The sequence below is a fragment of the Leclercia sp. LSNIH3 genome (assembly GCF_002935105.1).
In the GTDB taxonomy this organism is placed as follows: domain Bacteria; phylum Pseudomonadota; class Gammaproteobacteria; order Enterobacterales; family Enterobacteriaceae; genus Enterobacter; species Enterobacter adecarboxylatus.
In genome coordinates, this window is the sequence record NZ_CP026391.1 from 235,160 (window position 1) to 254,715 (window position 19,556).

22 protein-coding genes and 5 pseudogenes are annotated in these 19,556 nt (G+C 53.7%); 14 read left to right on the plus strand and 13 right to left on the minus strand.

The genetic code is table 11. The annotated features are described in order from the left end of the window. Window positions 1-151: 151 nt before the first annotated feature. Together C3F35_RS26000 and C3F35_RS26005 are read right to left on the minus strand one after the other, a co-directional pair. Window positions 152-1,090: a hypothetical protein gene (locus tag C3F35_RS26000; RefSeq protein WP_015062961.1), complete on the minus strand. Its 939-nt coding sequence runs from the start codon at window positions 1,088-1,090 to the stop codon at window positions 152-154. Between the two features lie 5 nt (window positions 1,091-1,095). Beyond that, window positions 1,096-1,611 carry a thermonuclease family protein gene (locus C3F35_RS26005; RefSeq protein WP_015062960.1) on the minus strand — a complete coding sequence of 172 codons (516 nt, stop codon included), beginning with the start codon at window positions 1,609-1,611 and terminating at the stop codon, window positions 1,096-1,098. 222 nt (window positions 1,612-1,833) lie between these two features. On the opposite strand from C3F35_RS26005, the gene C3F35_RS26010 reads away from it, so the two are divergent. The 4 genes from C3F35_RS26010 (at window position 1,834) to C3F35_RS26025 (ending at window position 5,117) form a co-directional block, all read left to right on the plus strand. Beyond that, window positions 1,834-3,261, plus strand: coding sequence for a DNA cytosine methyltransferase (locus tag C3F35_RS26010; RefSeq protein WP_015062959.1), 1,428 nt, complete (start codon window positions 1,834-1,836; stop codon window positions 3,259-3,261). A 128-nt stretch (window positions 3,262-3,389) separates the two neighbouring features. Continuing rightward, complete coding sequence (locus C3F35_RS26015) at window positions 3,390-3,557, plus strand: hypothetical protein (RefSeq protein ID WP_016246550.1); 168 nt, start codon at window positions 3,390-3,392, stop codon at window positions 3,555-3,557. A gap of 23 nt (window positions 3,558-3,580) precedes the next feature. Continuing rightward, window positions 3,581-4,900, plus strand: a complete 1,320-nt coding sequence (locus C3F35_RS26020; RefSeq protein WP_040113328.1) for a DUF1173 family protein — start codon at window positions 3,581-3,583, stop codon at window positions 4,898-4,900. 13 nt (window positions 4,901-4,913) lie between these two features. Next, window positions 4,914-5,117, plus strand: a complete 204-nt coding sequence (locus tag C3F35_RS26025) for a hypothetical protein (protein ID WP_024191726.1) — start codon at window positions 4,914-4,916, stop codon at window positions 5,115-5,117. 54 nt (window positions 5,118-5,171) lie between these two features. On the opposite strand, the gene C3F35_RS26030 is transcribed toward C3F35_RS26025, so the two are convergent. Then, entirely contained in the window at window positions 5,172-6,392 is a 1,221-nt protein-coding gene (locus C3F35_RS26030; RefSeq protein WP_032610436.1) for a hypothetical protein, read from the minus strand. Between the two features lie 2 nt (window positions 6,393-6,394). Further along, window positions 6,395-7,249, minus strand: coding sequence for a DUF4942 domain-containing protein (locus tag C3F35_RS26035; RefSeq protein ID WP_223866326.1), 855 nt, complete (start codon window positions 7,247-7,249; stop codon window positions 6,395-6,397). Window positions 7,250-7,707: 458 nt separating this feature from the next. Between C3F35_RS26035 and C3F35_RS26040 the strand changes: the two genes are divergently transcribed. Next, a complete protein-coding gene (locus C3F35_RS26040; protein WP_040113341.1) occupies window positions 7,708-8,373 on the plus strand; it encodes a DUF6884 domain-containing protein in 666 nt (221 codons plus the stop codon). Window positions 8,374-8,410: 37 nt separating this feature from the next. Beyond that, entirely contained in the window at window positions 8,411-8,863 is a 453-nt protein-coding gene (locus C3F35_RS26045; protein ID WP_040115233.1) for a hypothetical protein, read from the plus strand. A 71-nt stretch (window positions 8,864-8,934) separates the two neighbouring features. Here the strand turns inward: C3F35_RS26045 and C3F35_RS26050 are convergent. Together C3F35_RS26050 and merR are read right to left on the minus strand one after the other, a co-directional pair. Continuing rightward, a pseudogene (locus C3F35_RS26050) lies at window positions 8,935-9,405 on the minus strand (Tn3 family transposase); the annotation flags it as partial. A 33-nt stretch (window positions 9,406-9,438) separates the two neighbouring features. Beyond that, the gene (gene merR / locus C3F35_RS26055) at window positions 9,439-9,894 is read right to left on the minus strand and encodes an Hg(II)-responsive transcriptional regulator (RefSeq protein WP_001166628.1); all 456 of its coding nucleotides are present in this window, start codon (window positions 9,892-9,894) and stop codon (window positions 9,439-9,441) included. Window positions 9,895-9,965: 71 nt separating this feature from the next. On the opposite strand from merR, the gene merT reads away from it, so the two are divergent. The 8 genes and pseudogenes from merT to C3F35_RS26955 all read left to right on the plus strand — a co-directional run. Continuing rightward, entirely contained in the window at window positions 9,966-10,361 is a 396-nt protein-coding gene (gene merT / locus C3F35_RS26060) for a mercuric ion transporter MerT (protein ID WP_001294653.1), read from the plus strand. A 15-nt stretch (window positions 10,362-10,376) separates the two neighbouring features. After that, entirely contained in the window at window positions 10,377-10,652 is a 276-nt protein-coding gene (merP, locus tag C3F35_RS26065) for a mercury resistance system periplasmic binding protein MerP (RefSeq protein ID WP_000732275.1), read from the plus strand. A gap of 27 nt (window positions 10,653-10,679) precedes the next feature. Next, on the plus strand, window positions 10,680-11,105 hold the full coding sequence (gene merC / locus C3F35_RS26070; RefSeq protein WP_000522996.1) for an organomercurial transporter MerC: 426 nt from the start codon (window positions 10,680-10,682) through the stop codon (window positions 11,103-11,105). Window positions 11,106-11,143: 38 nt separating this feature from the next. After that, window positions 11,144-12,829: a mercury(II) reductase gene (gene merA / locus C3F35_RS26075; RefSeq protein WP_000209296.1), complete on the plus strand. Its 1,686-nt coding sequence runs from the start codon at window positions 11,144-11,146 to the stop codon at window positions 12,827-12,829. Between the two features lie 17 nt (window positions 12,830-12,846). After that, window positions 12,847-13,212, plus strand: a complete 366-nt coding sequence (gene merD / locus C3F35_RS26080) for a mercury resistance co-regulator MerD (protein ID WP_001277466.1) — start codon at window positions 12,847-12,849, stop codon at window positions 13,210-13,212. After that, a complete protein-coding gene (merE, locus tag C3F35_RS26085; protein WP_001087807.1) occupies window positions 13,209-13,445 on the plus strand; it encodes a broad-spectrum mercury transporter MerE in 237 nt (78 codons plus the stop codon). The genes merD and merE overlap by 4 nt, the downstream gene beginning before the upstream one ends. 50 nt (window positions 13,446-13,495) lie before the next feature. Then, window positions 13,496-13,723, plus strand: a pseudogene (locus tag C3F35_RS26095) (DUF3330 domain-containing protein); the annotation flags it as partial. A gap of 32 nt (window positions 13,724-13,755) precedes the next feature. Beyond that, window positions 13,756-13,821 (plus strand): annotated as a pseudogene (locus C3F35_RS26955) (EAL domain-containing protein); the annotation flags it as partial. Window positions 13,822-13,960: 139 nt separating this feature from the next. Here the strand turns inward: C3F35_RS26955 and C3F35_RS26110 are convergent. From C3F35_RS26110 to C3F35_RS26145, 7 genes and pseudogenes are all read right to left on the minus strand, one after another. Next, window positions 13,961-14,725 carry an IS6-like element IS6100 family transposase gene (locus tag C3F35_RS26110; protein ID WP_001389365.1) on the minus strand — a complete coding sequence of 255 codons (765 nt, stop codon included), beginning with the start codon at window positions 14,723-14,725 and terminating at the stop codon, window positions 13,961-13,963. Window positions 14,726-14,842: 117 nt separating this feature from the next. After that, window positions 14,843-14,911 (minus strand): annotated as a pseudogene (locus C3F35_RS26960) (EAL domain-containing protein); the annotation flags it as partial. 320 nt (window positions 14,912-15,231) lie between these two features. Beyond that, window positions 15,232-15,732, minus strand: a complete 501-nt coding sequence (locus C3F35_RS26120; protein WP_000376623.1) for a GNAT family N-acetyltransferase — start codon at window positions 15,730-15,732, stop codon at window positions 15,232-15,234. 127 nt (window positions 15,733-15,859) lie between these two features. Further along, window positions 15,860-16,699, minus strand: a complete 840-nt coding sequence (gene sul1, locus C3F35_RS26130) for a sulfonamide-resistant dihydropteroate synthase Sul1 (RefSeq protein WP_000259031.1) — start codon at window positions 16,697-16,699, stop codon at window positions 15,860-15,862. Continuing rightward, a pseudogene (locus C3F35_RS26135) lies at window positions 16,693-16,902 on the minus strand (DMT family transporter); the annotation flags it as partial. The pseudogene C3F35_RS26135 and the gene sul1, both read right to left, overlap by 7 nt. Then, entirely contained in the window at window positions 16,899-17,555 is a 657-nt protein-coding gene (locus C3F35_RS26140; RefSeq protein ID WP_012579084.1) for a quinolone resistance pentapeptide repeat protein QnrA1, read from the minus strand. The gene C3F35_RS26140 and the pseudogene C3F35_RS26135, both read right to left, overlap by 4 nt. A gap of 332 nt (window positions 17,556-17,887) precedes the next feature. Next, entirely contained in the window at window positions 17,888-19,429 is a 1,542-nt protein-coding gene (locus C3F35_RS26145) for an IS91-like element ISCR1 family transposase (protein WP_000050481.1), read from the minus strand. Between the last annotated feature and the right edge of the window lie 127 nt (window positions 19,430-19,556).

A 19,556-nucleotide genomic window follows, 5' to 3' on the forward strand; every position in this document is an offset into this window, starting at 1 on the left:
AGCCATCGAAATTTTGTGTTCCATTGCGGCGGTATTCAGGTTCGACAGACAGTCTACATCCCTGACCGTGAGGCGAAATGAAAAAGGTGAACCCGTCAATCGAATCAGAACTCAACCGGCTGCATGTCATTGGAAATCCTTCATGATTTAACTAACCAGGCATTGCACTGGTAATCTGATGCTCCACACTCCGCATTCGAGGATTTTGACGTACAAAGTCTCTGACGCCCGAGATGCAAGCTTTGATGATTATATCAAAGTGAGGCTGCGCCTCCGATACCAAATTTCCCGTATTATCCAGTAGCAATATGACCCCTAGCGATTTTACAAGCTGGTACTCAACTGTCGACCGGTCTAGGGCGATCTGGAGCATGTAAATAGTTTCCCCGGATACATTTCCGTCTATTCCAATCACGGTTGCCGTGCAAGCTGCCTGCTCCTCTGGGTAGTGAGGTGTATAATAGTCATACCAGTAATCGGACTTCACCGATTCTTTCCTCGATTGCAGGTTTTTAACAGGCCATTTCACCCAGACAGATGACATATTCTCTGAAACCAGTGAGTGCTGTAACGCGGTAAGGGGGTTATCAAATTCGCCCATGGACCATAAGGTCTCAAATTCTGCTTGAAAAGTAGATGGGTCTATTACAGCAATAAAATCGAACTGGTCCTTATTAATTTTAGACGCTCGCTCATCCATATAGAAAAGACCAAGTCTGTTCCCTTTATCACTTCTCCAGGTGGCCCCTGCTGGTTGATAGTCCGTATTTATAAATGGTCGAAGTTGCTGGTCTTTGTGCAGAAAGATAAACGATGGGGCCAGTGTTCTATTCGCGTTCTTAACTGGGTTAACATATAGGCGCTCACCTGCGCTGAGGAGTTCAATGATCGACTTTGAAATGACAACATCTACAGATGGCGTGCAGGGGTTAACGCCCTCCTCCACTTGATGTACTAAATCCCCATCCGGACCCGGAATAACGTCTCGCAGACACGTTGGGCAGCGCTGAGTTTGTCCGGGTAAAATTGGCCACGAAAGATGTCCATCGTTATTAAGCGCAATTTTCAATAAAGGATGTTGTCTTGTCATCGCGGTCACCCCCTGCTTTTCGTCTTTTGAGGTTTCTGGTTTTGCTGGCGCCACTCCCAGGGGGCAACGGGATTCGGATCTACCCAGAGGCCTTTAACTGCTTTCTGCGCTGAAGCTTCGAATTTCAGATAGTTTGGGACGATGGCATTACCGTCAAACCGGTATACCCATGCATAGCCACTGTCTACCATTGAGGCGTTTATGTCATAACCATCAAGCCAAATGGTTCCCAGCATCCTGCCGTAAATATCAGGTCCGTGGTCTATTACCGTAATATTCTGTGCAGCAATCGCGGAGCTCAACGCTTGTTTAGCCTTTTGTCCAAAGGCCTGCTTACTTTCGGGGGCATCAATACCGTACAAGCGGATTTTGATGTTTGTATTCTGACCATCGAGCGCGGTGATTGTGTCCCCGTCGATAATTTTTACCACTTTCGCTTCAAATGATGATTGGGTAGCAAGAGTTGCCACCGGGAAAAGGACGATTAATGTCGGCAAAAGTAACTTTTTCAAAAGAGTCATACGTTCTCCCTGAATTAGATGGTTCGTAGTAACAAATAAGTCGTGTGATTTGACGCGCTTATTGTACCAATTAGAAACTCGGCGATTTTCTGTTAACGGAGGCAATTTGAGTGGATAAAAATTTTAATACAGGAGATGAAAATAAAGGCCTTTAACAAAAAATTGAATTTTCACCGCGTGGTAGTCTGAGAACCTAAATTAATCACATTTCACGGAGTAAGGATGTACAACGATAGAACTGAGCCTGCAATAACAGCATTGCTTAATGATGAGACACCTTCCTCTATCCATAAATTACTGGTGCAGGTTGCAAGCATCTACGACGTGAAGGATTTGGCTGAGCAACTTAATGCTGCAACCGGCAGCGAATGGTCGAGGGGAACGCTTATTCGCCAGATTAAAGGTGCAGTTAATGAATGCCAAATCACCCAGGAAGGATATCGTTATCTTCGAACGTTGCTCCCCTCTCGGCCAGCGGACTATGACCAGAAGTTTTTCCGATTTATTGACTTGTTTGCTGGGATCGGTGGCCTCCGGAGTGGTTTTGACGCCATCGGCGGAAAATGTGTGTTCACCAGTGAGTGGAATCAGTTCTCCCGACGGACTTACAGTGCAAACTGGTACTGTGACGAGACTGAGCACCATTTCAACTCAGATATCCGGGACATTACACTCAGTAATCTTCCCGATGTTTCGGATGACCAGGCCTATGCTTCTATCGATGCATCCATCCCAGACCATGATGTTTTGCTCGCAGGTTTCCCATGCCAGCCGTTCAGTATTGCCGGTGTCAGCAAAAAGAACTCCCTTGGCCGAAAGCACGGCTTTGAATGCGACACCCAGGGGACCCTTTTTTTTGATGTTGCCCGGATCATCCGAGCCAAACAGCCTGCCATTTTCGTTCTGGAGAACGTAAAAAATCTGAAGAGTCACGATAAAGGCAATACGTTCCGCATCATCATGAATGCGCTTGATGAGCTCGGCTACGATGTTGCCGACTCCGATGCTCACGGAGCAAAGGACCCCAAAATAATTGACGGTAAGAACTTCAGACCTCAGCACCGGGAACGTATCGTGCTGGTCGGTTTCCGCCGTGATCTGAAACTCAATGATGGCTTTTCGCTAAGTGGTGTATCCGCTCTTTATCCTTCACGACGGCCAACCCTTAGGGAGCTGCTGGACGCTGAGGTCGATAGCCGTTACATCCTTTCTCCAAAGCTCTGGGAATACCTTTATAACTACGCTAAAAAGCACCAGGCAAAAGGCAATGGATTTGGCTATGGTTTGGTAGATTCATCAATAGAAACAGTGGTTTGCAGAACACTCAGCGCACGCTATTATCGGGATGGATCTGAAATTTTATTAGACCGGGGATGGGATTTTAGCATAGGCGAAAAGCACTTTAATGATCCTGTCAATTTGGCAAGGCGCCCACGCCGTTTAACCCCGCGAGAATGTGCCCGCCTTATGGGGTTCGAGCAACCGGGAAAAGTTACTTTTCGCATTCCAGTCTCTGATACGCAGGCCTATCGCCAGTTCGGGAATTCGGTCATCGTCGACGTATTTGCGGCCGTGGCCAGTTTGCTTCGGAGCCGTATTGAGACTGCCGTTTCGGCTCGGCTCAAGGGAGAGTTTGAAGCGGCATCATAGTCATTCTTCTGTGTGATTTAACAGGGTAACGTAATGGTTTAATTCACAAAATATTAACATTCACGCAGATAAAACCTGGGCAGGAAGAGTAAGCCTGCTTCAGTTATCGCCTTCATCAGGAGGTACTGATGACGTATTTTGATTCAGCTGAAGATCTTACTATTACAAAACAAAGGGCTCTCCAGGAGCTTGCTAAACATGGCGTTGAGGCCAGCGACATCAACGTGTTTTTTTCCGAGTTGGGTGAGAAGGAAGAGTACAACGCGCAGGATGTATTGAGATGGCTGGGCTATTAGTCTTTTAAATTTCAGGAGGTCCCATGGGCCAGAAGTTTGCAGTATTTATTGCTTACGATGACGAACCAAACACGAAACGATACTCGGCTGAATTTCAGACGCAGAACGAGTATGTAAAGGGATGGCAGTCGGCCCTAAAGAAAGCACACCACACGTCCGGGCAGAAATCTGTGATCACCTGCGGATGCCGGGGCAAAGGCGCAAAGCGTCTGTACGTCCGGTCGCTACCAAACAGTGATACCTTCATATTGATTAAGGCTGCAAATACCGGCACTGAGCATGATCCATCGTGCGTGTTTTTCGACCTTGATGCCAGGCATACGGGGTTAAAGGGTTATGCCAGCAATGTTGTACGCATCAACAATGAGGGGACCATGTCAATACGCCTCGGAATAGGCATGACGGAGAAAGATCCGCCGGAAAAGTCAGAGGTTCCTACCCCGCCCCAAAACCAGCGACCTGAAGGTGGACAGGCTTCAATGACCCTGTCCGGACTTCTGAGTCTGTTGTGGACTGAAGCCGGTCTTAATGTCTGGTATCCGAATATGGCCGGGAAGCGAAATGATTCGCTGGTTCGCTACCGGATGTTGGACGCCGCAAAGCAGGTCAAATCAGGTAGAGCGTGTATTGGCGACCATCTCTTTATCGGGGTGGCGGACTCTAAAAGCAAAGTGGCCAGTGAGCAGGTTAAGCTGTTGTCGTCCGCAGAACTGAGCGACAAGCGACTGCTGCTGCTATCAGTACTGCCGCGCTATGACGCAGAAAAGCATGAGAAGCCACTGAAGTTTCTTCCTATGCGTAACTTCGGCGGTATGCCCCTTACCTTCTTTAACTCAGACGGGCACTGGGATAGCGTGAAGCGGCGATTCCCACTGGAATATGCAGCCTGGAAAAATGGTGGCAAAGTTGTTGTTTTTGCACTTACCTCTCCCGTATCTGTGACCACTAGAGGTCTCTCTGCACGAGCTCATCAGATAGTGCTTATGCTGGTGAGTGATAACTGGATACCTCTGGACTCCTCATACGAAGCGATTGTATCCCGTAAACTGGATGCCGAACACCGGCACTATGTTAAGCCTATGCGGTATGACGCAAGTGCGAGCGATGTATTCCCCGATTTTTATTTACTTGATACCCGGAGTGATAAGCCGTTCCCGATGGAGGTTTTCGGAATGTCGACACCAGCCTATCTTGCGCGAAAGGAACTTAAGAAGGCGTATTACAACCAGGAATATGGGGCCTATGGATGGTGGCACTGGGATGCTACGGAGAAGACGGAATCCCAGGATCTCCCTCATTTCCCTGAAGCTAAAAAATACAATTCACCCGAATCACAACCTTAAAATGGGGTTAAAAATGGCGTACATACTTTCGATGAGTGAACAGGTTAAACTGAAAGCGTTTTTGGCGGCAGTACTCGATGACTATAAGCTGGGAGCTATTTCGCAGCAGCAAGCTGTTGGCGGGATCACTAGCCTGGTTGATGCTCTTGAGATCAGTGACTCGGGGAAAATCAGCCAAATGCTATCGGAAGGACGTAAACTCCTCCGGACGGGATAAAGAGCCTACGGGCGCCAGGAATTTAAGTTTATAGCAAATTCCTGGCGGGAGCAGTTATGTCGTCTTTTTGTTTCGCGGTTTTGATGCCCCTGGGGATTTAGGTTTGATAGCAACTACGCCGGTCATAGCTTCGGTAAGCTGCTTGATTGTTCCTCGTAAAGACTCTGCAATGGTCTTTTCCGCATTGAGTGTCGCTTCCATGGACATCATCTGATTCCTGAGCTGCTGAAGCTCTTCTGTCAGATCTGTTTGGACCTTTTTGGACACCAGGTTCTCATCAGCTAAGCGTTGTGCTTCAGCTCGTAGTTGTTCATTCGTCCCTTTAGCTGTTGAGAGCTCCGACCGGACGAGCGTCAGGGCCGTGTCCTTTTCGGCTAAAGATGAGCTCAATTCAGAGGCATGGGATTGTGATGAAGAAAGGTCCTGTTCAAGCTGACTGACACTGGACTTTAAATCAGACACGGTCCGTTGTAAGTTTTCATTCTGGCTGTTGAGGGCGGTCAGCTCTACCTGCTGCGCTTTATTTTCATCATTAAGCTGCTTCTGATACTCCTGCTGCGAGGCCAGTTCCTGTTTGCGCTCACTCAGTTGCTGGTTCAGTGTCCCTACTGTCTGCTGTAAAAGCTGGATCTCGTTTTGGGCATGCTGTAATTCACTTTGAGTTCCTGCCAGAGTTTCTTCTGCTTCCTGAAGTGAATCTTCTAATTTACTGGAGAGTTCACGCTGCTGCTCCAGCAGGTTAATCAGGTTAACTTTTTCGTTATTCAGGACTGTAGCCTGTTCTTTCGACTGTGACAGTTCTTCCAGAATTTCAGCATTCCGGTGCCGTAACTGAGTAATTTCTGCCTTCGCAATTTTCACGCTATCACTCTGGATAGCCGTATAGCTTAAGCGGAAGTACCAGGTGATAAACGCAGTAAAATCACTGAATGCATCTTTAATCTGGTCAGGGATTTCAATCGCGCGTGCTTCTTCGGGCACCTCGTCCACGTATTGCTTGTAGGCCGCCAGCATCTCCTGAGCCCGGGCAAAAGACCCCCCCATTTTATCCCGCAGCCAGTGGGCTTTGAAAAACTGGTCGAGGTTTTCGGTGCTGATGCTCTTATCGAGGCAGATTTGTTCAATCTCGGTGAAATATTTAACCTTAGCTATTGACGAGTAAGGGGAATTCTTCAGTAACTCGGGGCTTAGAGGGGGCGTTTTTGGAGTATCTTCACTTAAACTGGACGCTGTCTGTTCATCCCCGTTCATCAAATTTACATTGTCAGTCATCATTCTTATCCTTTGGCCGGGATCTGGTTGGCAAAATAAATGCTAATCAGGTCATTCAGTGCGTTATGCAGGCTTTCACACTCAACTGAGATATGGACGTTACCATTTTCGAACAATCGGCACTTCCAGCCCTTCGGGTCGGTAATGTCACCCGTAAAATCGGTTTTCCGTAAGACAGCAAGCCGATCGTACATGTTCATTCCACTGCCGACAGGCGGTGTTGCTGCATTGGAGCAGATGCAAACGATATTCTCAAAGTCGTTTAAATAGAAGAGATTATCCTGAGAAAAGCCATTATATCTCATCATGTTCGAGTCGGGAAAAATGCCGCGTAGTACCAGTTTTTTTGGCATCACAAATTGCTGGGCATTAGTTTTATACCGGCGATCAAGCTGGCATAGCAGATCAACAAACCCTTCAGCAAGTGTAATGCTGCGCATGGCAACTGCCTGGCGCAATGTACTGCGGATTACGGTTAACGACGCAATTGGCGGAGCGTTCCGGAGAGACTCACGGAACTCTGCCCGCTGGTTGTGATTCCAGAATCGGTCAATACCCGTTTCTTCAAAAAGATTGTTCCATGTCTTACGGTCTATTTGCTGTCGCCCTTCCTCGATGCTTGCGGCCAGGGACGCAGGAAGGCCAAAAGCATTAGGGGCCATAATTTTGCTGTTAAACAGTGAAAACCCGCAAATTGCTGAGGCTTCGGCAATCAGCGTCATGCCGTCCAGAAATTTTTGCATAGCGGCATCACGACTACTGGCGAGTTGTTCGGTACGGGTACTCAACTTCAGTTCCGGCTGCGAATTCATGCTCATTTCACGATCCTTTTCCCACTGTTTTGGCTGAGAGATTTTCACTGGCCTATCCACCTCTCTCGTTAAAAAAATTCTCGTAGCGTCATATATAGTGAAGCCTTTACTAGTGACTAATGATGAAAAAGATTAGCACACAGATGTCGGGTGACCAACAACCCGCAACCCGTTAAGTGGCGATCGCATCCCCTGAATGCACAACCATTGCGCTACATGACTGATTAATAAGGGTTTTAGCCGCAATTACACTATGGGGGGTGCTATTTGAACTATGGGATTTACCGATAATTAAATCCCATAGTACATAAAGTGAGCTAAAAAAGGCCAATAAGCGTGACACCGTCACCTCGCGAGGTTTTTTTGTGGTAACTAGTTATTAGTAAAGGCATGACTAAATGTATAATGGGATAGTTGTTCGGGCCTCCTCTTTGGTCGTTATCACGGATGAGGGGCTGTTACGACTGATAGACAGTGATTGCACACATTGGGCTAAGGGCAACAAAATGACGGCGTCGCGAATTACACACCTAATAACGTCCTGTACCAAAGGTAAGCACTTCCAGTGCGGCTCCCGTGCGGAACTGAGCATCCGGGCCGGAGAGACACCTGAAGAGGCTATGGCCAGTTGGGCAGCGACCATAAGACGGTCGCAAAGTGCATCACCGGTACCCGCCCTATCGCTCTATACTGGGAATCACTGGTCAACGGCAAAAGAGATTTTACGGACGACGGAAAACCTGGAGTTGTGGGTGATCTCTGCCGGGTTGGGTTTTTTGAATAGTCGGGACCTCGTCGACGTATATGAAGCCACCTTTCATAATTTACCGTTCAGTCACCGCCATTGGTGGCGGGAATTAACAAATACATTCGGGAAGGAAAGATCGGAGAATTCCATAGGGACGTTAATGGAAGCCAGGCCTACTGATGATTACGTGATCGCTGCCTCCCCAGTTTATATCGCTGCGGTTGAGGACGATATCCTGGCAGGAGTAGGTAAACTAAATAATCCCATTGCCCAGTTGACCGTTGTAACATCTGGGGCATATTCTGGGGGGCTGGAACCCTATTTAATTCGTAGTGAATCCCGCATGATGCCGGAACTTTCAAGCAACATGGTATGTCTCAACATCAAACTCGCGCAATATATCATTAGTAGTCAACGCATTTAGTCTATGGCTGAAATAGATAAAACAGAGGGTTTTAGAATTGAAAGCGATTATCCATGTTAATTCGACAAATGACAGTATTACTATCCAGCTATGCGGAGTTGGCGCTACTGAGGTACAGGCCAGAGAGAAAGCATTTGGCAACGTAAATCGCGTTGTTAATGTCTCCAGTCAGCAGTATCAGGGCGGACAGTGTGTCACAGCATCTCAAGAATTTATAGATGCCTACAATGTAGAACCTGTTTGGGACTCACGATTTGATGAGACTGGTAAGGTTGTAAATAGCCTTAATGAAGACTCACATCAGTTTATTGTTGATTTTTTGGAAAGTCTGTTTATTGATGAAAATGGCGAACTGAATTGCCGTGTGAAATCTGTACAGAATGAAACTTCTGATAAAAAAAGATTAGTAAATGAGTCTTCGGCATTTAGACATGCTATGGATATCCACTATAAATATGCTTCAGCGATCAAACCTGATACTAGTCATTAACTCTCTTCCGCCTCGTTTTGTATCTCTTACTTCATAAAGGGGTTTGAGGGCCAATGGAACGAAAACGTACGCTAAGAAGGTAATTCATTGTTTAAATTAAAATTTAATTCTCTCAGTTCCCCCTTCAAAATATCCTCCGGTAGCGTGAACGTATAATGCCCCAGCATATTGATATGCCCGTGCATCAGTGGGGATAACCGGACGATATCTTCACCCCCGGTTTCTTCTCCATTCCTGCGCATCCAGCTCAGGGCTTCCTGCATATAAAGTGTGTTCCACAGTACCACTGCGTTAGTGACGAGGCCCAGTGCACCCAGTTGATCTTCCTGACCTTCACGATAGCGCTTTCTGATCTCACCGCGCTGCCCGTAGCAGATCGCCCTCGCCACAGCATGGCGGCCTTCTCCCCGGTTTAGCTGCGTCAGGATCCGCCGACGATAATCTTCATCATCAATATAATTTAGAAGGTACAGCGTCTTGTTGACGCGCCCCACTTCCATGATCGCCTGTGCCAACCCTGATGGGCGCGAGCTTTTCAGCAAGGGGTCGTCTCAGAATTCGGAAAATAAAGCACGCTAAGGCGTAGTCACCCCGTGACTCCCCCGCGCCGATGCAGCGAGCTTCGTTCCGTCTTGCAGTGACGCAATCAGCGGGCAGGAAACGTTCCCTTTCCGCGCATGGCAGGCGCACACCAGTTCAGACAGCACGGCCTCCATGCGTGCCAAGTCGGCCATCTTCTCGCGCACATCCTTGAGCTTGTGCTCGGCCAGGCCGCTGGCTTCCTCGCAATGGGTGCCATCCTCCAGCCGCAGTAGCTCGGCGATTTCGTCCAGGCTAAAGCCCAGCCGCTGGGCCGATTTCACGAACCGCACTCGTGTTACATCCGCCTCGCCATAGCGGCGAATGCTGCCATAGGGCTTGTCTGGCTCCGGCAGCAGGCCCTTGCGCTGGTAGAACCGGATGGTCTCCACATTGACCCCGGCCGCCTTGGCAAAAACGCCAATGGTCAGATTCTCAAAATTAATTTGCATATCGCTTGACTCCGTACATAACTACGGAAGTAAGCTTAAGCTATCCAAACCAAATTTGAAAGGACAAGCGTATGTCTGAACCACAAAAGTCTGAACCACAAAAGTCTGAACCACAAAAGTCTGAACCACAAAACGGGCGCGGCGCGCTCTTCGCCGGTGGGCTGGCCGCCATTCTTGCGTCGGCCTGCTGCCTGGGGCCGCTGGTTTTGATCGCCTTGGGGTTCAGCGGGGCATGGATCGGCAACCTGACGGTGCTGGAACCCTATCGCCCGATCTTCATCGGCGCAGCGCTGGTCGCGCTGTTTTTCGCCTGGCGGCGCATCTACCGCCCGGCGCAAGCCTGCAAACCGGGTGAGGTCTGCGCGATTCCCCAAGTGCGAGCTACTTACAAGCTCATTTTCTGGATCGTGGCCGCGCTGGTCCTGGTCTCGCTCGGATTTCCCTACGTCATGCCATTTTTCTATTAATCACAGGAGTTCATCATGAAAAAACTGTTTGCCGCCCTCGCCCTCGCTGCCGTTGTTGCCCCCGTGTGGGCCGCCACCCAGACCGTCACGCTGTCCGTGCCTGGCATGACCTGCGCCTCTTGCCCGATCACTGTCAAGCACGCGCTTTCCAAGGTTGAGGGCGTGAGCAAGACCGACGTAAGTTTCGACAAGCGCCAGGCCGTCGTCACCTTCGACGATGCCAAGACCAACGTCCAGAAGTTGACCAAGGCGACCGAGGACGCGGGCTATCCGTCCAGCCTCAAACGCTGATCCGTTAACCGAACTCGGGAGCGACACATGGGACTCATCACGCGCATCGCTGGCAAAACCGGCGCGCTCGGCAGCGTCGTTTCCGCGATGGGCTGCGCCGCCTGTTTTCCTGCCATCGCCAGCTTTGGCGCGGCCATCGGACTGGGCTTCTTGAGCCAGTACGAGGGGCTATTCATTGGCATCCTGCTGCCGATGTTCGCCGGCATCGCGTTACTCGCCAATGCTATCGCTTGGCTCAATCATCGACAGTGGCGACGCACGGCGCTCGGCACGATAGGCCCGATCTTGGTGCTGGCAGCGGTGTTTTTAATGCGGGCTTACGGCTGGCAGAGCGGTGGACTGCTCTATGTCGGCCTGGCCTTGATGGTTGGGGTGTCGGTCTGGGATTTCATCTCGCCAGCACATCGCCGCTGCGGGCCGGACAGCTGTGAATTGCCAGAACAACGTGGCTGACGGCAACAGCCGTAGCCACCACAGAAAAGGAAAAATACATGACCACCCTGAAAATCACCGGGATGACCTGCGACTCGTGCGCGGCTCACGTCAAGGAAGCCTTGGAGAAAGTGCCCGGCGTGCAATCGGCGCTGGTGTCCTATCCGAAGGGCACAGCGCAACTCGCCATTGAGGCGGGCACGTCATCGGATGCGCTGACTACCGCCGTGGCCGGACTGGGCTACGAGGCAACGCTTGCCGATGCGCCACCGACGGACAACCGCGCCGGCCTGCTCGACAAGATGCGCGGCTGGATAGGGGCCGCTGATAAGCCCAGTGGCAACGAACGCCCGTTGCAGGTCGTCGTCATTGGTAGCGGTGGAGCCGCGATGGCGGCAGCACTGAAGGCCGTCGAGCAAGGCGCGCAGGTCACGCTGATTGAGCGCGGCACCATCGGCGGCACCTGCGTCAACGTCGGTTGTGTGCCGTCCAAGATCATGATCCGCGCCGCCCACATCGCCCATCTGCGCCGGGAAAGCCCATTCGACGGCGGCATGCCACCCACACCGCCGACGATCTTGCGCGAGCGGCTGCTGGCCCAGCAGCAGGCCCGTGTCGAAGAACTCCGTCATGCCAAGTACGAAGGCATCCTGGACGGCAATTCAGCCATCACCGTTCTGCACGGTGAAGCGCGTTTCAAGGACGACCAGAGCCTTATCGTTAGTTTGAACGAGGGTGGCGAGCGCGTCGTGATGTTCGACCGCTGCCTGGTCGCCACGGGTGCCAGCCCGGCGGTCCCGCCGATTCCGGGCTTGAAAGAGTCACCCTACTGGACTTCCACCGAGGCCCTGGCGAGCGACACCATTCCCGAACGCCTTGCCGTAATCGGCTCGTCGGTGGTGGCGCTGGAGCTGGCGCAAGCCTTTGCCCGGCTGGGCAGCAAGGTCACGGCCCTGGCGCGCAATACCTTGTTCTTCCGTGAAGACCCGGCCATCGGCGAGGCGGTGACAGCCGCTTTCCGTGCCGAGGGCATCGAGGTGCTGGAGCACACGCAAGCCAGCCAGGTCGCCCATATGGACGGTGAATTCGTGCTGACCACCACGCACGGTGAATTGCGCGCCGACAAGCTGCTGGTCGCCACCGGCCGGACACCGAACACGCGCAGCCTGGCATTGGAAGCGGCGGGGGTAGCCGTCAATGCGCAGGGGGCCATCGTCATCGACAAGGGCATGCGCACCAGTAGCCCGAACATCTACGCGGCCGGCGACTGCACCGACCAGCCGCAGTTCGTCTATGTGGCGGCAGCGGCCGGCACTCGTGCGGCGATCAACATGACTGGCGGCGATGCGGCCCTGGACCTGACCGCAATGCCGGCCGTGGTGTTCACCGACCCGCAGGTCGCCACCGTGGGCTACAGCGAGGCGGAAGCACATCACGACGGGATCGAGACCGACAGTCGCCTGCTAACACTGGATAACGTGCCGCGTGCGCTTGCCAACTTCGACACACGCGGCTTCATCAAGCTGGTCATCGAGGAAGGTAGCGGACGGCTCATCGGCGTGCAAGCGGTGGCCCCGGAAGCGGGTGAACTGATCCAGACGGCGGTGCTCGCCATTCGCAACCGTATGACCGTGCAGGAACTGGCCGACCAATTGTTCCCCTACCTGACCATGGTCGAAGGGCTGAAGCTCGCGGCGCAGACCTTCAGCAAGGACGTGAAGCAGCTTTCGTGCTGCGCCGGATGAGGAAAAGGAGGTGTTCAATGAGCGCCTACACAGTGTCCCGGCTGGCCCTTGATGCCGGGGTGAGCGTGCATATCGTGCGCGACTACCTGCTGCGCGGATTGCTACGGCCGGTCGCGTACACCACGGGCGGCTACGGCTTGTTCGATGACACCGCGTTGCAACGGCTGCGCTTTGTACGGGCTGCCTTCGAAGCGGGTATCGGCCTGGACGCACTGGCGCGGCTGTGCCGGGCGCTGGATGCTGCGGACGGTGACGGTGCGTCTGCGCAGCTTGCCGTGTTGCGGCAACTCGTCGAGCGTCGGCGCGAGGCCCTGGCCAGCCTCGAAATGCAACTGGCCGCCATGCCAACCGAACCGGCACAGCACGCGGAGAGTCTGCCATGAACAGCCCAGAGCACTTGCCGTCTGAGACGCACAAACCGATCACCGGCTACTTGTGGGGCGCGCTGGCCGTGCTCACCTGTCCCTGCCATTTGCCGATTCTCGCCATTGTGCTAGCCGGCACGACGGCCGGCGCGTTCATCGGGGAGCACTGGGGTATTGCAGCCCTCACGCTGACCGGCTTGTTTGTCCTGTCTGTGACGCGGCTGCTGCGGGCCTTCAAGGGAAGATCATGACCGCTTCCCAGCCAGCCGAGAGTGGGCAGCTTTGAGCTTCGCTACCAATCTGGAGGAGTACCACCATGAACGCAAACGCCCCGAACACTGCCAGTTGCACCACCTGCTGCGTATGCTGCAAAGAAATTCCGCTCGATGCCGCCTTCACCCCGGAAGGCGCGGAATACGTCGAACATTTCTGCGGGCTGGATTGCTATGAACGCTTCCAGGCACGCGCCAAGGCCGCGACAGAATCTGACATTGCGCCTGTCCCTGGCGGTTCGCAGCCGTCAGATTGAGGCATACCCTAACTTGATGTCAGATGCCATGTGTCATTTTCAGAAGACGACTGCACCAGTTGATTGGGCGTAATGGCTGTTGTGCAGCCAGCTCCTGACAGTTCAATATCAGAAGTGATCTGCACCAATCTCGACTATGCTCAATACTCGTGTGCACCAAAGCGAGGTGAGCATGGCGACGGAGGCTCTGTTGCAAAGATTGGCGGCAGTCAGAGGTAGGCTGTCGCTCTGCGCCGATCAGGCGGCTGCTGCGAAATGGTGGTTGAGCATGCCCATGGCCTCCGTCAGCGCCGAGGGCCCAATGCCAAAAGCTCTCTCCACAAGGCGCACCTCGCCCCTGATGCCGGGCTGCAGGCACCAGGGGCGAGCCTGTCCTTTGCGCAGGGCTCGCATGACTTCGAATCCCTTGATCGTGGCATAGGCCGTGGGGATCGATTTGAAACCGCGCACCGGCTTGATCAGTATCTTGAGCTTTCCGTGATCGGCCTCGATCACGTTATTGAGATACTTCACCTGCCGGTGGGCCGTCTCCCGGTCCAGCTTTCCTTCGCGCTTCAATTCGGTGATCGCTGCACCATAGCTCGGCGCTTTGTCGGTATTGAGCGTGGCAGGCTTTTCCCAGTGCTTCAGGCCTCGCAGGGCCTTGCCCAGGAACCGCTTCGCTGCCTTGGCGCTGCGGGTCGGCGACAGGTAGAAATCGATCGTGTCGCCCCGCTTGTCGACTGCCCGGTACAGGTAGGTCCACTTGCCCCGCACCTTGACGTAGGTTTCATCCAGGCGCCAGCTCGGATCAAAGCCACGCCGCCAGAACCAGCGCAGCCGCTTCTCCATCTCCGGGGCGTAGCACTGGACCCAGCGATAGATCGTCGTATGGTCGACCGAAATGCCGCGTTCCGCCAGCATTTCCTCAAGGTCGCGATAGCTGATCGGATAGCGACAATACCAGCGCACCGCCCACAGGATCACATCACCCTGGAAATGGCGCCACTTGAAATCCGTCATCGTTCCGTCCGTCCAATCTCCGCCAAGCATGCTCAAGCTTCACGATTTTTGCAACAGAGCCCACACGAGTATTGAGCATAGTCGAGATTGGTGCAGATCACTTCTGATATTGAACTGTCAGGAGCTGGCTGCACAACAGCCATTACGCCCAATCAACTGGTGCAGTCGTCTTCTGAAAATGACATTTGGTATCTCTCATAAACGGATGTTTTTGAGAGAACTATCTTCGGCCTTCACACGCACGAAAGGCGGCGAAGCTCCGCCGTTAATCCGTCCGCCGGAGATCTCGCCCAGGCAGGCTGAAGGCCGAGCAAGCCTGACAGGCCCGAAAAGCCCGGCACGGGCGTCGGCGGCGATGACGGCGGCGGCATTATCCAGGGTTGATGATGGAAGTGGAGGATATCGACAACCTCTCGCGCAACCAAGACATCGCGGTCGGACTGCAAGTGATCTTGAAGCCACGGGCCCGTCCCACCCCGACATGGACCTCGATGCCCGAACGGACGTTAGATTTCGAGTTCTAGGCGTTCTGCGATGAAGGTTGGATCCCAGCCGGGATTGAAAGTGTCGACGTGGGTGAATCCGAGCCGCTCGTATAGGCCACGCAGGTTCGGGTGGCAGTCGAGCCGCAGCTTGGCGCACCCCTGCGTTCGCGCGGCATGGCGGCAAGCCTCGATCAGCGCGGAGCTGACACCCCGGCCCGCATGTGTCCGTCGCACCGCGAGCTTGTGCAGATATGCGGCCTCCCCCTTGAGGGCGTCGGGCCAGAACTCGGGATCCTCGGCCGACAAGGTGCAACAGCCGACGATGCCGTCGCTGCAACTCGCGACTAGGAGCTCGGATCTCAGGACGAAGGTCTCCGCGAATGTCCGGTCGATCCGCGCGACGTCCCAGGCGGGCGTTCCCTTGGCGGACATCCACGCCGCAGCGTCGTGCATCAGCCGCACAACCTCGTCGATATCACCCGAGCAGGCGACCCGAACGTTCGGAGGCTCCTCGCTGTCCATTCGCTCCCCTGGCGCGGTATGAACCGCCGCCTCATAGTGCAGTTTGATCCTGACGAGCCCAGCATGTCTGCGCCCACCTTCGCGGAACCTGACCAGGGTCCGCTAGCGGGCGGCCGGAAGGTGAATGCTAGGCATGATCTAACCCTCGGTCTCTGGCGTCGCGACTGCGAAATTTCGCGAGGGTTTCCGAGAAGGTGATTGCGCTTCGCAGATCTCCAGGCGCGTGGGTGCGGACGTAGTCAGCGCCATTGCCGATCGCGTGAAGTTCCGCCGCAAGGCTCGCTGGACCCAGATCCTTTACAGGAAGGCCAACGGTGGCGCCCAAGAAGGATTTCCGCGACACCGAGACCAATAGCGGAAGCCCCAACGCCGACTTCAGCTTTTGAAGGTTCGACAGCACGTGCAGCGATGTTTCCGGTGCGGGGCTCAAGAAAAATCCCATCCCCGGATCGAGGATGAGCCGGTCGGCAGCGACCCCGCTCCGTCGCAAGGCGGAAACCCGCGCCTCGAAGAACCGCACAATCTCGTCGAGCGCGTCTTCGGGTCGAAGGTGACCGGTGCGGGTGGCGATGCCATCCCGCTGCGCTGAGTGCATAACCACCAGCCTGCAGTCCGCCTCAGCAATATCGGGATAGAGCGCAGGGTCAGGAAATCCTTGGATATCGTTCAGGTAGCCCACGCCGCGCTTGAGCGCATAGCGCTGGGTTTCCGGTTGGAAGCTGTCGATTGAAACACGGTGCATCTGATCGGACAGGGCGTCTAAGAGCGGCGCAATACGTCTGATCTCATCGGCCGGCGATACAGGCCTCGCGTCCGGATGGCTGGCGGCCGGTCCGACATCCACGACGTCTGATCCGACTCGCAGCATTTCGATCGCCGCGGTGACAGCGCCGGCGGGGTCTAGCCGCCGGCTCTCATCGAAGAAGGAGTCCTCGGTGAGATTCAGAATGCCGAACACCGTCACCATGGCGTCGGCCTCCGCAGCGACTTCCACGATGGGGATCGGGCGAGCAAAAAGGCAGCAATTATGAGCCCCATACCTACAAAGCCCCACGCATCAAGCTTTTGCCCATGAAGCAACCAGGCAATGGCTGTAATTATGACGACGCCGAGTCCCGACCAGACTGCATAAGCAACACCGACAGGGATGGATTTCAGAACCAGAGCTAATCCGGCAGCACTATTACTCCCAAGGGTTCCAGCAGTTGCTCCTGTTGCCAGGCACAGATCTTGACTCCTTCGAGGTTGACCCGTCTGGGGTCGAGCCCATCCAGATCGGCAAAGGTTAGGTCACAGCCCCGCAGATTGACCTGTTGCCAACAGTCGCGGGAGAAGGTGCCGCGGCTGAGATCTGAGCCCATCAAGGAAGCGCCGCTGAGATTGGCATTGCTCCAGTTGTTTTCAAACAGCTCGCATTTTTCCAGGCATTGGCCACTCAAGTTGGTATAGGCCAGGTTGCAACCTGAGATATAAGCCGAGCAGAAGTACATCTTATGGCTGACTTGATTGTAGAAGCGGGCCCGGGAAAAGTTGGCGCCCTTGAGATCGCACTCCCTGAACTCTATGCCAAAGCAGTTGGCACCGCTGAAGTTGGCCAAAGACAGACGGCAGGCCTTGAAACTGGCATCGCGCAGATCGGCATAGCTGAAGTGACACCCTTCAACGGCGCCGCTTTCAATGAAACTGCAATCCTCGAAACTGGCATCCTGCAGCTGACAGTGGCTGAAGTCACACTGATAAAAGCGGCAGCGGCGAAAACGGCTGTCACTCAAATCCTGGCGTGAGAAATCCTCTTGCTGAAAAACTTTATCAATAATATCCATACGGCTTCCTTTAATCAGGGAGGGTGCTAACTCTTTCGGCGAGCTTTGCCTAGGCAGGCAAACATGGGGTTGGTTCGCGCCTTCCCAACAACCTTTGCAGGGGTATAGGAAGTATAAACCACCTTTTTGCTCCTCATCCGAAGTATCTTACCTGAAATTCCCTCACTCGTTTACCGCTCAAGCCCCAATTTTAACTGCCGGTCCAGCCTAAACCGCTCTAATAAGGTTCGATTTGGCGGTAAAATCTCTAGCCTGATAGCTCGAGAGATACAAACTGCCCCACCGCCCCGTTTAAAAGTTGGCAGTGTTGAGCAGTGTTGGATTTGGGGTCGTCAGTCAAAGAGACGACTCTGTGATGGATCGAACAGGCTGGGAGTCAGTGGCGGCGCTCGTTCTGGTGGCAGCTCACGCTGCTTGGCGGCATTCGCCTTGGCTGTTTTCTGTTTCAGATGCTTGAGAATCTGCTCAATGACCTTCGGATCTTCGATGCTGGCAATCACTTTGACGTGACCGCCGCAGTGTTCGCAGACTTCAATATCAATATTGAAGACTCGCTTGAGGCGTTGCATCCAGGTCATGGCGCGGTGGCGCTCTGCAGGACTCTTGTCACGCCAGTTAGTATCGAGACCTTCCGATTTGTCGGGCTTCTTGCCCCGCTTGGCGGGTGTTACTTGAACTCGGTGTTTGCTGTTCGGTGCAAAGACGCCGTGGAAGCGTGTGAGGTTGACTCGCGGCTTAGGTACCAACGCAGCGAGTTTGGCGATGAAGTCCAGCGGCTCGAAGATCACATGGGTGGTGCCATTGCGGTACGGAGTTTTGAGCTCGTAACGCACCTGCCCATTGGCGGTTAATGCCAGACGTTTTTCTGAAACCGCTGGCCGACTAATGTAGCGACACAAGCGCTCAAGCTTATCCCGCTGATGCGCTTCGGCCATCACACCGGCGTGTAGCGAGAAACCAGCATGGTTGGCTACTCGACTGCTTGAGTCGGCTTTATCCTCACGCCCTGGCAAGGTTTGCAGGGTGAAGACTTTGCGCCCTTGCTGGGGGCCGACGGCAATGCGATACGTAACCGAAGCACCATGTAATTGAGTCAGCGTATCGTCTTCGCCCTCTTCCAGTGTCAACCACGTATTCTCGGCATCACGCTCCAAAATCCCACGCTTTTCCATGCAGCGAGCGATGCGATGGCTGAGGGTGTGAGCGAGCGTATTCAGCTCATCGTAAGTGGGTGCCTTGACACGATGGAAGCGTTGCTTGCCATAGTCATCTTCGGCATAGACACCATCGAGAAACAGCATGTGGTAGTGGACATTGAGATTTAGCGCGGAGCCAAAGCGTTGGATAAGAGTCACTGAGCCAGTTTGTGCAGAGGCTTTGGTGTAACCGGCTTTTTTGATCAGATGAGTTGAGAGTGTACGATAGACGATACTCAAGACCTGGCCCATCAGCTGGGGATGGCGAGCCAGCAAAAAGCGTAGCTGGAAAGGAAAGCTGAGCACCCACTGGCGAATGGGCTCCTTGGGGAAGACTTCGTCTATCAGCAGCGCCGCACTCTCGGCCATCCGGCGGGCACCGCAGCTAGGGCAAAAGCCGCGTCGTTTACAGCTGAAGGCGACCAGACGCTCGTGATGACAATCCTCGCAGCGAACCCGCATGAAACCATACTCCAGACGGCCACATTGGAGGAGGTCGTTGAATTCTTGTTGGATGTAGCGAGGCAGGTGTTGACCTTGGGCTTCGAGTGAGGCTTTGAAGGCTGGGTAGTGCTGCTCAACCAGCTGGTAGAGCAGCGTCTGGTCGGGTTGGTGGCGTTCGTAACCGTTTGTTTGAGTGGGCGATTGACTCGCCGTGGCGTTCCTTGCCAGCGACATGGGTATCCTCCGCTGATACTGTGGTTATGTACAGTATCAGCGGCTTGCGTTCAGACGTCCAGTCTGGCCCTAGACATCGCTAAATGCTTAACCCGCAATAGCCCTCACGAGTTGTTATCAGCCACTA